The organism is Streptomyces sp. NPDC006529 (genome assembly GCF_040611795.1).
In the GTDB taxonomy this organism is placed as follows: Bacteria; Actinomycetota; Actinomycetes; order Streptomycetales; family Streptomycetaceae; genus Streptomyces.
In genome coordinates this window covers 89,190-102,046 of the sequence record NZ_JBEXPB010000006.1, presented here as the reverse complement: position 1 = coordinate 102,046, position 12,857 = coordinate 89,190, and the positions used below count along the sequence as shown (strand labels likewise).

The 12,857-nt window shown below is 73.7% G+C and carries 8 protein-coding genes; 6 read left to right on the top strand and 2 right to left on the bottom strand.

Going from position 1 to position 12,857, the window contains the following annotated elements; all coding sequences use genetic code 11:
• Positions 1–4: 4 nt before the first annotated feature.
• On the bottom strand, positions 5–976 hold the full coding sequence (locus ABZY31_RS07430; protein WP_356405799.1) for a LysR family transcriptional regulator: 972 nt from the start codon (positions 974–976) through the stop codon (positions 5–7).
• Positions 977–1,245: 269 nt separating this feature from the next.
• Here ABZY31_RS07430 and ABZY31_RS07425 point away from each other — a divergent pair, with 269 nt between their 5' ends.
• Positions 1,246–4,725 carry a M28 family peptidase gene (locus ABZY31_RS07425; protein ID WP_356405797.1) on the top strand — a complete coding sequence of 1,160 codons (3,480 nt, stop codon included), beginning with the start codon at positions 1,246–1,248 and terminating at the stop codon, positions 4,723–4,725.
• 95 nt (positions 4,726–4,820) lie between these two features.
• Here ABZY31_RS07425 and ABZY31_RS07420 read toward each other — a convergent pair whose 3' ends face one another.
• The gene (locus tag ABZY31_RS07420) at positions 4,821–5,039 is read right to left on the bottom strand and encodes an MbtH family NRPS accessory protein (protein ID WP_356405795.1); all 219 of its coding nucleotides are present in this window, start codon (positions 5,037–5,039) and stop codon (positions 4,821–4,823) included.
• A gap of 215 nt (positions 5,040–5,254) precedes the next feature.
• Between ABZY31_RS07420 and ABZY31_RS07415 the strand changes: the two genes are divergently transcribed.
• From ABZY31_RS07415 to ABZY31_RS07395, 5 genes are read left to right on the top strand one after another with little or no spacing between them, the layout of a single operon-like run.
• The gene (locus tag ABZY31_RS07415) at positions 5,255–7,627 is read left to right on the top strand and encodes a lantibiotic dehydratase (protein ID WP_356405793.1); all 2,373 of its coding nucleotides are present in this window, start codon (positions 5,255–5,257) and stop codon (positions 7,625–7,627) included.
• Complete coding sequence (locus ABZY31_RS07410) at positions 7,627–9,132, top strand: amino acid adenylation domain-containing protein (protein ID WP_356405984.1); 1,506 nt, start codon at positions 7,627–7,629, stop codon at positions 9,130–9,132. The genes ABZY31_RS07415 and ABZY31_RS07410 overlap by 1 nt, the downstream gene beginning before the upstream one ends.
• Entirely contained in the window at positions 9,129–10,100 is a 972-nt protein-coding gene (locus ABZY31_RS07405) for a pyridoxal-phosphate dependent enzyme (protein ID WP_356405791.1), read from the top strand. Before ABZY31_RS07410 ends, ABZY31_RS07405 begins: the two co-directional genes overlap by 4 nt.
• Positions 10,097–10,360, top strand: a complete 264-nt coding sequence (locus ABZY31_RS07400) for an acyl carrier protein (protein WP_356405789.1) — start codon at positions 10,097–10,099, stop codon at positions 10,358–10,360. The genes ABZY31_RS07405 and ABZY31_RS07400 overlap by 4 nt, the downstream gene beginning before the upstream one ends.
• 10 nt (positions 10,361–10,370) lie before the next feature.
• On the top strand, positions 10,371–12,752 hold the full coding sequence (locus ABZY31_RS07395) for a lantibiotic dehydratase (protein WP_356405787.1): 2,382 nt from the start codon (positions 10,371–10,373) through the stop codon (positions 12,750–12,752).
• Positions 12,753–12,857: the final 105 nt, after the last annotated feature.

The window sequence follows — 12,857 nt, the reverse complement described above, 5'->3', positions numbered from 1 at the left end:
CGACCTACGGGGACCCTTCCGCGAGCACGGGGTGCACCTCGGGATGGGCGTCCCACCAGGCCCGGTGGAAGGGGTTGTTGTCCACATTGGCCAGGTAGGCGCGGGCCGCGGCGCGGTAGACGAGTTCCGCCTGGAGGCCGGAGACCGCCGCGCGGTTCCAGGCGACCCGGATGCGGCCCACCACCGGTTCCCCGGTCAGGGGACGCACCACGGTGCCCGGGACGGCCGGTGCGGTGGGCTGGCACAGCGAGACGGCGCGGCCGGCCGAGATCAGGTCGTACTGCATCATGCGGTCGGTGATCCGGTAGCGCAGCTGGGGCGTGAACCCGGCCTTGGCGCAGGCCTCGACGAGGGCCTCGGGCCCGCCGTCGTCGTCCTCGACCAGGGTCATCCAGGGTTCGTCGGCGAGATCGGCCAGGTCCAGGGAGGGTCGCGCCGCCAGGGGGTGCCGGTCGGACAGCCGGATGCAGAAGGGCTCCCTGGGGATCAGGGTGCGGCCCAGCACCCCGCCGGGCAGCGGGACTTCGTGGTCGTTGACCTCGCCGTAGACGATCACGTCGTAGCGGCCCGCACCGAGCAGCCGCACCAGCGCGGTCACCGAGTCCTCCAGGTCCACGGTGATCTCGCGGCCGTAGAGGTCGAGGTCGGTGCGGGCGAGCAGGCCGTCGAGCAGGACGAGCATGATGCAGCCGAGCCGCAGCGGGGTGTGCCCGGCCATCGCGCGCGCCTCCGCGCCGAGCGCGTCCATCTCGTGGATCACCCGGCGGGCCTTGGCCAGCACGAAGTGGCCCAGCGCGGTGGGCTCCACGCCGTGCCGGCCGCGGACGAAGAGTTCGCCGCCGGTGACCCCTTCGATCCGGCGGAGCTGGGCGGAGAGGGCGGGCTGGGAGACCCCCAGCCGCCGGGCCGCACCGCCCAGGCTCCCGGCTTCCGCTATCTGGCAGACGGTGTGCAGATGTCTCAGCTCGAGCTGCATTGCGGCAGCGTACGCAGCGTGACGCGCCCCGCACCATAACGCGGGTCTTATGCGCGCAGGGATGTCCCAATCCCGCCATGCCCGCGCCCATACTCGGCGGCGAACCGCCCGCCCGGCGCACATCCCCCGCACAGCCTTCGCACAGGAACCGCACAGCCTTTGCCGAGGCCGCGCACAGGCCCTGCCCGGGCGGACCCCACCCGGAACCCCCCACACACGATCGGAGTGGACTCTTGCAGCCCACCAGATGGACGGCGACCGTGGCAGCGATGGCGCTGACCGCGAGCCTCGCCGGCGCACTGGCCGGTAACGCGTCGGCCGCGCAGCAACCGGCGGGGCGACTCCAGCCCGCACCGGCCACGTCGGCCGACCGCGCGGTCGCGGCCGCCGACGCGGCCGTCCGCAGCGGCCTCGACTCCCTCGTCAACTCCCCGCGCCAGCAGTACGACCGGCGGATGGTCACGCCCTGGCTCCAGGACCTGTACTCCGTGGCCTACGAGCGCACCTACCGCGGCCTGCCGGTGGTCGGCGGCGACGCGGTGGTCCTCGCCGACGGCCAGGGCCGGGTCCGCGCCGTCCAGTCGGCGTCCGCCACGGCCATCGAGGTGGCGACGACCCCGGCCGTCACCGCGAAGGCCGCGGAGGCCACCTCCCGCCGGGAACTGGCGAAGACCGACAAGGTCCTGGACAGCAGGCTGGTGGTCCGGCTCAAGGACGACCGCCCGGTACTGGCCTGGGAGACCGTCCTGTCCGGCCGGACCGCGACCGCCCCGAGCAAACTGCACGTCTTCGTGGACGCCCGCACCGGCGCGGTCCTCGACCGCCACGACGAGGTGGTGGCCGGCAGCGGGACCAGCAAGTGGAACGGCCCGAACCCGCTGACCATCGACACCACCGCGTCCGGGGGCACGTACTCCCTGCGCGACCCGAACCGGACCGGCCTGAGCTGCGCGGACTACAGCAGTGGCAGCGTCTTCTCCAAGTCGTCGGACTCCTGGGGCACCGGGAACGCCACGTCCAAGGAGACCGGCTGTACGGACCTCATGTTCGCCGCCCAGAAGCAGTGGGACATGCTCGGTGCGTGGCTCGGCCGCAACGGGGTCAGCGGCAACGGCCGCAGCTTCCCGGGCAAGGTGGGCCTGTCCGACCTGAACGCGTACTGGGACGGCAGCTCGGTCACCATCGGGCACAACAGCGCCAACGAGTGGATCGCCGGCGTGGACGTGGTGGCCCACGAGTACGGGCACGCCATCGACACCAACACCCCGGGCGGCACCAGCGGCCAGGAGGCCGGACTGGGCGAGGGCACCGGGGACATCTTCGGCGCGCTGACCGAGGCGTACATCAACGAGCCGTCCCCCTACGACGTGCCGGACTACACCGTCGGCGAGATGATCAACCTCCAGGGCCGCGGCCCGATCCGGAACATGTACAACCCGCCCGCCGTCAACAACGACCCGGCCTGCTACAGCTCCTCCATACCCGGCACCGAGGTGCACGCCGCGGCGGGACCGCTCAACCACTGGTTCTACCTGCTGGCCGAGGGCACCAGCCCGGGCGGCGGCAAGCCGAACAGCAGCACCTGCAACCAGAGCACGCTCACGGGCGTCGGCGTGCAGAACGCCGGCAAGATCTTCTACGGCGGCATGCTGCTGAAGACCAGCAGCATGAGCTACAAGAAGTACCGCACGGCCACCCTCAGCGCGGCCAAGTCGCTGGACCCCACCACCTGCAACCTGTTCAACCGGACCAAGGCCGCCTGGGACGCGATCAGCGTGCCCGCCCAGGCCGGTGACACCACCTGCGTCCCGAGCGGTCAGAACGACGACTTCTCGATGGTCCTGAACCCCTCCGCGGGCACCGTCCAGCAGGGCGGATCGCTCACCACCACCGTGGCGACGACCACCACGACCGGTTCGGCCCAGCAGGTCACCCTCACCGCCACCGGGCTGCCGTCCGGGGTGAGCGCCTCCTTCAACCCGGCCACCGTGCAGTCCGGCCAGTCCTCGGTGCTGACCCTCAGCGCCACCTCCACCGCGGCGCCGGGTTCCTCCACCGTCTCCGTCAAGGGGCAGGGACCGGGCCTGTCGCACACGGTCGACTACGCGCTGACCGTCGGCGGCACCACGCCCGATCCCGGGCAGCCGAACATCGACGTCGCGAACGTGCAGGCGCACCTCGCCCAGCTGAACACGATCGCGTCCCAGAACGGCGGCAACCGCCGGGCCGGCAGCGGCGGTTACACCCAGTCGCTGGCGTACGTGAAGGGCAAGCTCCAGGCGGCCGGTTACACCGTCACCGAGCAGAACTGCACCTCCTGCACCTACCCCTCGAACAACCTGATCGCCGACTGGCCGGGCGGCCCCGCCGACCAGACCGTCATGTTCGGCGCGCACCTCGACAGCGTCTCGGCGGGCCCCGGCATCAACGACAACGGCTCCGGCTCGGCGACCCTGCTGGAGAACGCCCTCGTCCTGGCGCAGCGGAACCCGACCCTGACCAAGCACGTGCGCTTCGCGTGGTGGACCGACGAGGAACAGGGCCTGAACGGCTCGAAGTTCTACGTGGGCCAGCTCAGCAGCACCCAGAAGTCCGCCATCAAGGGCTACTACAACTTCGACATGGTCGGCTCCCCCAATGGCGGCTACTTCATCAACAACATCAACTCGGCCACCTCGGCCCCGATGAAGGCGTACTGGACCTCGCTGAACCTCTCCCCCGAGGAGAACGTCGAGGGCCAGGGCCGCAGTGACGACTACTCCTTCCAGCAGGGCGGCATCCCGACCTCCGGCTACGCGGCCGGCGCCAGCGCCCGCAAGACCTCCGCGCAGGCCGCCAAGTGGGGCGGCACCGCGAACGCCGCCTACGACTCCTGCTACCACAGCAGCTGCGACACCACGAACAACATCAGCGCCACGGTCCTGGACCGCAGCGCCGACGGCGTCGCCTACACGATCTGGAAGCAGGCCGTCGGCGGCGACACCCCGGCGCAGGACTTCTCCCTGAGCACCTCACCGGCGGCCGGCAGCGCCAACCCCGGCTCCAGCGTCACCTCCACCGTCAACACGGCCACCGTGAGCGGCAGCCCGCAGACCGTGAACCTGTCGGTCTCCGGCGCGCCCACCGGCGTCACCGCCTCGCTCAGCCCGTCCTCCGTGCAGTCCGGCAGCTCCTCGACCCTGTCCGTCCAGGTCGGCGCGGGCACCGCGGCGGGCACCTACACCCTGACGGTCACGGGCACCGGCACCACCAGCCACAGCACCACCTACACGCTGACCGTCGGCGGCGGCGGGTCCTGCACCCCGCGCCAGGTCGTCGCGAACGGCGGCTTCGAAAGCGGCACCAGCCCCTGGACCTCCACCTCGGGCGTCATCACCAACCAGGCGGGCGAGGCCCCGCACAGCGGCGCCTACATGGCGTGGCTGAACGGCTGGGGCACCGCGCGCACCGACAGCGCGGCGCAGTCGCTGACCCTGCCGGCGGACTGCGCCACCGGCCGGCTCGCCTTCTACCTGCACATCGACACCGACGAGACCGAGAGCGTCGTCTACGACACCCTCACGGTGTCGGTGGGCGGCCAGACCCTGGAGACCCTGTCCAACGTGAACGCCACGTCGGGCTATGTCCTGAAGACCTACGACGTCTCGCGGTTCGCGGGACAGACGGTCACCCTCCAGTTCCAGGGGGTCGAGGACCAGTCCCTCCAGACCTCCTTCGTGGTGGACGACGTCACCCTCCAGGTGAGCTGACACCCCTCGGAGTCCCCCCACGGGACGCACGGGAAGGCGCCTGACCGGGGCAACAGCCCCGGTCAGGCGCCTTCTTCGCATTCCGTGCCAGCCGGTCAGGCGGAGGCCCCCGCCGCGCCGGCCATCCGACGGCGCAGGCTGAGCGGCCGCATGTCCGTCCACACCACGTCGATGTGGTCCAGGCACTCCTGCTTCGTCCCGGTCGTGCCCTCGGCCCGCCAGCCGCCGGGCAGCTCGCGGTCGAGCCGCCAGACGGAGTACTGCTCTTCCTCATTGCGCACGACCTGGTAGCCGTTCTCGCCACTGGCACTCATCTTTTGGCCCTTCCGCGTTCGATCGCCTCGACGCGCCCAGCCTGCCCCCCGGACCGGCGGCCGCCATAGAGACAAACGCGCAGAAGCCGCGGTGCCCCGCGCTGCCCGTCCTTCCCTACTGCCGCCGGCCCCGCACCGGCAGTGTTCAGGGAGCCAGGGTGACGCCAGAGACGGTACCCGGCGCGGTGTCAGTACCGCCTGGAAGGAGCCCCGCCATGACGGACGTCCCGGACCACGTGCACCTGCCCACCGGTGGGTGGCGCTTGTGGGAGCATTTCGCCCTGCGCGGGCCCGGTTTCCCCGCTGAAGGGGTGCTGCGCATGGCCCCCCCGGGGCTGGCCGTGGCCGCCGACAAGTTCGGACCGCGCGACCTGCTCGCCGGCCCCGAGTGGGAGGCCTTCACCGAGACCTTCGACACCGGGGCCGTGCGGACCGCCGAACTGCTGCAGGAGATCGCCGCCGCCCCGCGCTTCCGCGCCGCGGTGGCCTGGCAGAACCGTACGGTGCTGCGCACGGGCATCGCCCCGTTCCTGAACTGGACGCCGACCGCGGCGGGCCGCACCAGCATGCCCCGCCAGCGCGAGGAACTCGTCGCGCACTACTGGCAGCGGTTCTGCGTCAAGAACGACACCATCGGCTTCTTCGGCCCCGTCGGCTGGGGCCGCTGGGACCTCGCGAGCGAGGGCATCACCGTCGATCCAGGTGAAGGCCTGCTCGCCGACTCCCGTGTGTACTTCGCCAGTTGGGCGATCGACGCGCTGGCCAAGACGCTGGGCGCGGATCCGGCCATGAAGGCCTGGATCCCGCCGCGCCGGGTGTCCTTCGTCCGTGCCGAGGGCCGGACGGTGCGGCTGCCCGGACGCCCGCCGCAGCCCATCACCGACGCCCAGCGGGCCGTGCTCGACCTGTGCGACGGCACCCGGGCGGTGGCGGCGATCGCCGCGGCCGCCGGGATCACCGAGGCGGAGGCGGCGGAGACCGTCGCCTGGCTCCAGTCGAAGCGGTGGGTGCACTGGCGCCTGGAGGTGCCGAGCAGCACCTACCCCGAGCGGGACCTGCGGGCCATCCTGGAGCGGGTGGGCGACCCCGCGCTGCGGGAGTCCGGGCTGGAGCGCCTCGCGGTGCTGGAGCGCGGGCGGGACGCGGTACAGGCGGCCGGGCTGGACGCCGACGCGCTGGGCGAGGCGATGGGCGCGCTGGAGGCGGACTTCGCGCGGCTCACCGACACCGACGGCCAGCGCGCCAAGGGTTCCCGGACGGCGCCCTGCCGCGGGCTGGTCTACTCCGACTGCCGCCGCTCGGCGACGGCGACGCTGGGCACCGCGCTGCTCGACGAACTGACGCCGCTGGCCCAGTGCCTGACCTCGGCGCGCTGGATGACGAACCGCTTCACCGAACGGGTGGGGGCGCGGCTGCGCGAGGTGTACGAGCGCCTGCACGCCGGCGGCCCGGTGGACCTGGGTGCGATGTGGCTGGCCTGCCTGCCGTCCCCGTACCCCGAGGCGAGCGCCGATCTCGACGTCATCCAGGCCGAGATGCGGGCGAAGTGGGCCCGCATCCTGGAGGTGCCCGAGGGTGCGCGCAGCGTGCGGGTCTCCTCGGCGGACATCGCCGAGCGGGTGCGCGAGGAGTTCGAGGAGCCGGGCGCGGGCTGGTCCCTGGCCCGCTACTTCAGCCCGGACGTGCTGGTCCTCGCCGAGGACGCGGCGGCCGTGTCCCGCGGGGACTTCGCGCTGGTGCTCGGCGAGATGCACAGCGCGCTCAACACGATGGGCGCCTCGCTCTTCGTCCACCAGCACCCCGACCGCGACCAGCTGATCGCGGAGACGACCCGGGACTTCCCCGGTCCCCGGCTGCTGCCGATGCTCCCCAAGGAGCTGCCGCTGAAGTGGTCGACGCGCAGCAGGCCCTCGCTGGACCGCCCGGAGGACTACTACGTCTCGCTGGTCGACGACACGGGCGACCCGCACCGGCCGCGCACCTTCCTCAGCGCGGACGTCTTCGTCGAGGACCGGGAGGGCACCCTGGTGGCGGTGCTGCCGGACGGGTCCGCGTTCTCCCTGCTCGACGTCTACGCGAACACCCTGACCCAGCGGATCATGGACCGCTTCACCATCCGCCCGGAGGGCGACCACACCCCCCGGATCAGCATCGACAAGATGATCGTGGCCCGCGAGACGTGGTCCTTCCCCGCGTCCGAACTCACCTTCGCCGACGAGAAGTCGGAGAGCAGGCGCTACGTACGGGCCCGGCACTGGCAGCGGGAACACGATCTGCCGCGCTTCGTGTTCGTGGTCTCCCCCACCGAACCCCGGCCGTTCTACGTGGACTTCGAGAGCCCGGTCTACCTGACCATCCTGGCCAAGGCGGCCCGCCGGCTGGCCCGCAAGGACCCGGACGCGCGGCTGAAGGTCAGCGAGATGCTGCCGACGCCCGAGCAGGCCTGGCTGACCGACGACGAGGGCAACTCCTTCACCTCCGAGCTGCGTTTCGTCGCGGTCGACCAGACGGCGGTCGGCCCGAGCGTGCTCGGTCCGGACGCGGCCGGCCCGGACGCGGCAGGCACCGGTGCGGAGGGGGACGCGTGATGCGGACCTTCGTCGACGACATCACGGAGCACGCCGCCCGCCACCCCGACCGGGTCGCGCTCACCACCCCGGCGGGCGAGCTGACGTACGAGGAGCTGGCCGCCCGGATCGACGCGCTCGCCGGAGTGCTGCGGGCGCGCGGGGCGGGCCCCGAGGTGGTGTGCGCGGTGGCCGTGGAGCGCGGGGTGGACGCCGTGGTCGCGATGGCGGCCGTGGTGCGCTCCGGCGCCGCGTTCCTGGGCCTGGACCCGGAGCAGCCCGCGCCGCGCCTGGCGGCGCTGGTGCGCAGCGGGGGCGCCTCGATGCTGCTGACCGCCTCCGGGCTCTCGGCCCGCATGGACGACCTGCCGGTCGACGGACCGCGGGTGCTGCTGGACCGGCCCGGCGCGGTCGGGGCGGGCGGTACGCCGGCGGGGGCGCCCGACGGGCGCGGACTCGCGTACGTCAGCCACACGTCCGGGACCACCGGAGAGCCGAGCGCGGTGCTGGTCGAGCACAGGGGTCTCGACGCGTACCTGCGCTTCGTCGTCCGGGACTACGGCCTCGGGGCGGACACGGTCGGCCTCCAGGTCGCACCGCTGGGCTACGACGCGTCCGTGCGCGACACCTTCGCCCCGCTGCTGGCCGGCGGGCGCCTGGTCGTCGTACCGCGCTCGGCGCTGCTGCGGCCGGAGGAGTTCGGGGAGGTGGTGCGCACCGAGGGGGTGAACACGCTGCTGAGCGTGACCCCGTCCTTCCTGTCGTTCCTGGCGGGGCAGCCGGACGCGGCCGCGCTGCTGGCGGGGCTGCGGCTGGTGGTCTCCAGCGGGGAGTCGCTGCGGCCGTTCCTGGCCGCGGGCGGCCGGGCTCTGGTGCCGGGCGCGCTGGTCAACCAGTACGGGCCCACCGAGTGCACGATGACCTCGACCCGCTACGCCGTCCCGGCCGAACCGGACCCGGTGGCCGATCTGATCGGCACCCCGATCGACGGGGTCGTCGTCCGGCTGCTGGACGAGGGCCTGGCGGAGGTGGCCGAGGGGACCGTCGGGGAGGTCTACATCGGCGGGACCGGGGTGGCCCGGGGGTACCGGGGGCTGCCGGGCCGGACGGCCGAGCGCTTCGTGCCCGACCCGCTCGGGCCGCCCGGTGCCCGGCTGTACCGGACCGGTGACCTGGCCCGGCGCGGCCCCGGGGGGCTGAGCTACGTGGGGCGCGGGGACCGGCAGGTCAAGATCCGGGGCTACCGCGTCGACCCGGCCGAGGTGGAGGGCGCGCTGCTGGCCCACCCCGCGGTGACCGGCGCGGTGGTCACCTCCGCGACCGACCCCCGGGGGCGGGTGTTCCTGACCGCCCACGTCACCGGCGACGCCGGTGTTCCCGACGCGGCGCTGCGGGCCCATCTGGTGGCCACGCTGCCGCCGCACCTGATGCCGCGCCGGTTCGTCCGGCTCGACACGCTGCCGACCACCCGCGGGGGCAAGGCCGACCGGCGCGCCCTCGCCGAAAGCGGAGGCACCCGGTCATGAACGTGACCCTCAACACCCTGGGCCCGGCCGATGTGGACGCGGCCGCCGAACGGCTCGCGGGGTACGTACGGCGCACCCCGCTGCTGCCCGGACTGGGCGCGCCCGGGCGGCGGCCGCCGGACGGCTCGCTGCTGCTGAAGGCCGAACACCTGCAGCACAGCGGCTCGTTCAAACTGCGCGGGGCCGCGAACGCGGTCCTGGCGATGGGCGCGGACCGGATCGTCACCGGTTCCTCCGGGAACCACGGCATCGCGCTGGCCCGGCTGGCCGCCCCGCTCGGGGTCGAGGTCACCGTGGTCATGGCGGCCGGGGCCAGTGCGGCGAAGGCCGCGCTGATCCGGGCGCTGGGCGGACGGACCGTGTCCGTACCGGGCGGGGTGGCCGAGCGCGACCACCGGGCCCGGGAACTGGCCGGGGAGAGCGGCGCGGCCTTCGTGCCCTCCTCGGACCACGAACTCGTGATCGCCGGGCAGGGCACGGTCGGGGCGGAGGTCCTGGCCGAGGTGCCCGACGTCGAAACGCTCTACGTGCCGACCGGCGGGGGCGGGCTGCTGGCCGGAGTCTGCCTGGCCGCGCACGGCCACCGGGTCAGGGTGGTGGGCGTGGAGCCCGCCGCGACGCCCCGCTACGCCCGTTCGCTGGCGGCCGGCCACCCGGTCCGGCTGCCGCCGAGCGACACCGTCGCCGACGGGCTGCGCGCCCAGCAGCCGGGCACGGTGACCTTCCCGGTCATCAGGGACCGGGTCGACGACCTGATCGCCGTGTCCGACCCCGAGATCCTGGCCGCCGCGGCCTTCCTGCGGCGGCTCGGGATCGAGGCGGAACCCAGCGGGGCCGTGGCCCTGGCCGGGGCGCTGCGCGCCGGCCGGGGCGCGGGCCGCGCCGTCGCCATCGTGTCGGGCGGCAACACCACCGCGGCGCTCACCGCCGCCGCGGCCACCGAACCGTATCTGGAGGAGATCTCATGACCACGTCCGTGAATCCGACCCTGACCACCGCCGAGCTCACGGAGCTGGTGCTCGGCATCTACCGCGACACCCTGGGCGAGGAGTCCCTCGACGAGGACAGCGACTTCTACGAGTGGGGCGGCGACTCGCTGACCGCGTTCCGGATCACCGCGCGGATCGAGGAGGCCCTGGGCGTCGAGGTGCCGGTCGCCCTGGTCTTCGCCTACCCCTCGCCCGCCGACCTGGCGTCCGTCGTCGACGCCGACCTCGTCCGAGCGTGAGGGGCAGACCATGAGCGAGACGTATCTGCCGGGCGGCCGCTGGCGGCTGTGGGAGCAATTCGCGCTGCGCGGGCCGGGCTTCCCGGCCGGGGGCGTGCTGCGGCTGGCCCCGGCCGGGCTGGCCGGGGCGGCCGACAAGTTCCCGGAGGGCGAGCAGCTGTCCGGGGAGCGCTGGGAGGAGTTCGGGGCGCTGTTCGCCGACGCCGCGGTGGCGAACGCGCACGCCCTCCAGGACATCGCCCGGCTGCCCGCCTTCCGGGAGGCCGTGGCCTGGCAGAACCGGCCGGTGCTGACCTCCGGGATCGCCCCGTTCCTGAAGTGGACGCCGAGTGCGGCGGGCCGCACCAGCATGCCCCGCCAGCGCGAGGAACTCGTCGCGCACTACTGGCAGCGGTTCTGCGTCAAGAACGACACCATCGGCTTCTTCGGCCCCGTCGGCTGGGGCCGCTGGGACCTGGGGGCCGGCGGCCCGCAGGGCGTGGCCGTCGACCCCGGCACCGGACTGATCGCCGACTCGCAGGTGTACTTCGCCAGCTGGGCCATCGACGCGCTCGCCGCGACGGTCGCGGCCGATCCGGAGCTGCGGGAGTGGGTGGCCCCCCGGCGGGTGCCGTTCGTCCGCCTCCGGGACGTCACCGACGGCGGGGACGACGGGGGCGACGAGGGCGCGCCGGGCATCGACGGCGCCGAGGTGCTGGTCCCGGGCCGGCCGCCGCAGCTCGCGGGGGCCGCGGCCGCGGCCGTACTGGCCCTGTGCGACGGGGTGCGGACCGCGCGGGAGATCGCGGACGCGCTGCCCGGCACCGACGTGCCGGCGGAGCTGACGGCCCTGGTGGCCCGCCGGTGGGTGGTCTGGAAGCTGGAAGTGCCGGCCGACGCCCGCCCCGAGCGCTACCTGCGGCGCTGGCTGGAGCGGATCGGGGACCCGGTGGCGCGCGAACGCGCCCTGGCCGCCCTGGACGTGCTGGAGCGGGGCCGCGACCTCGTGGCGGCGGCCGAGGGGTCCGAGGCCCTGGTGGAGGCGATGACCGCGCTGGAGGGCGAGTTCGTCGCCCTGACGGAGACCGCCGCCGTCCGCGAGAAGGCGGCCGGTACGGCGCCGTGCCGGGCGCTGGTGTACTCCGACTGCCGGCGCTCGGCGAGCGCCCGGCTGGGCCCGGTCGTGCACGAGGCCCTCGCCCCGCTGGCGCCGCTGCTCACCAGCGCCGGCTGGCTCACCACCCGGCTGGCCGCCGCAGTCATGGCCCGGGCGACGGAGGTGTACGAACGCCTCGCCGCGCAGGGGCCGGTGGACCTGGCCGCTTTCTGGTTCGCCTGCATGCCGATCCTGCACGGGGCGGCGCGCACCGAAACGCAGGCACTGCAGAAGGAGTTCCGTGCGCGCTGGGCGGCGATCCTGTCGCCGCCCGCCGGAGCCCGCCGGGTCCAGGTGTCGCTGGCCGACGTCGCGGGGCCCGTGGCCGAGCACTTCGGCGCGGACTCCGACGGCAGCGATGCAGCGAGCGGCACAGGCGTGTCCGGTGGCTGGACGGCCGCCCGCTACCTCAGCCCCGACATCATGATCGCGGCGACCGGGGCGGACGCCGTGGAGCGCGGCGACTTCGCGCTCGTACTGGGTGAACTGCACCTGGCGGCCAACACCTTGGGCTCCTCGCTCTTCGTCCACCAGCACCCCGACGTAGCCGAGCTGACCGCCCTCACCGACCGCGACCACCCCGGTCCCCGGCTGATGCCGCTGCTGCCCAAGGAGCACCGCTCAAGGCTGTCCGTCCGTACCCGGCACGCCCTGGTGCGGCCGGAGGACTACCACGTCGCGCTCGTCGACTTCACCGCCGACCCGGCCCGGCCCCGTACGGTCCTCAGCGCCGACGTGACGGTCGTCCGGGGGGAGGACGGCCGCCTGGAAGTCGTCCTGCCGGACGGCGCGCGGTTCGCGGCCGTGGACGTGTTCGCGCACGTCCTGACGACGCTCGCGATGGACCTGTTCCAGATCCTGCCGGACGACGCCGAGCACTCTCCGCGGGTGACCGTCGACCGGCTGGTGGTGGCCCGGGAGACCTGGCGACTGCCGCAGGACGGCATCGACTTCGCGGACGAGAAGGACGAGGCCCGCCGGTTCGTGCGGGCCCGGCAGTGGCGGGAGCGGCACGGGCTGCCGCGGTTCGTGTTCGTGGTCCTGCCGACCGAGACCCGGCCGTTCTACGTCGACTTCGACAGCCCGGTGTACCTCACCATCCTGGCCAAGGCGCTGCGCCGGATGGCCCGCAACGACCCGGACGGACGCGCCGTGATCACGGAGATGCTGCCCAGTCCGGAGCAGGCGTGGCTGACGGACGACCAGGGCGCCGTCTACACCTCCGAACTGCGCTTCGTGGCGGTGGACGAGGGCTAGCAACGGTCTCTGCGACGCGCGACGGCGGCGCGCCCGGCACGCTCGACGTGTCCGGGCGGGGCCGCCGTTGCGCGTTCTACCCCCGGCGGCTGCGCGCGGGGCTGC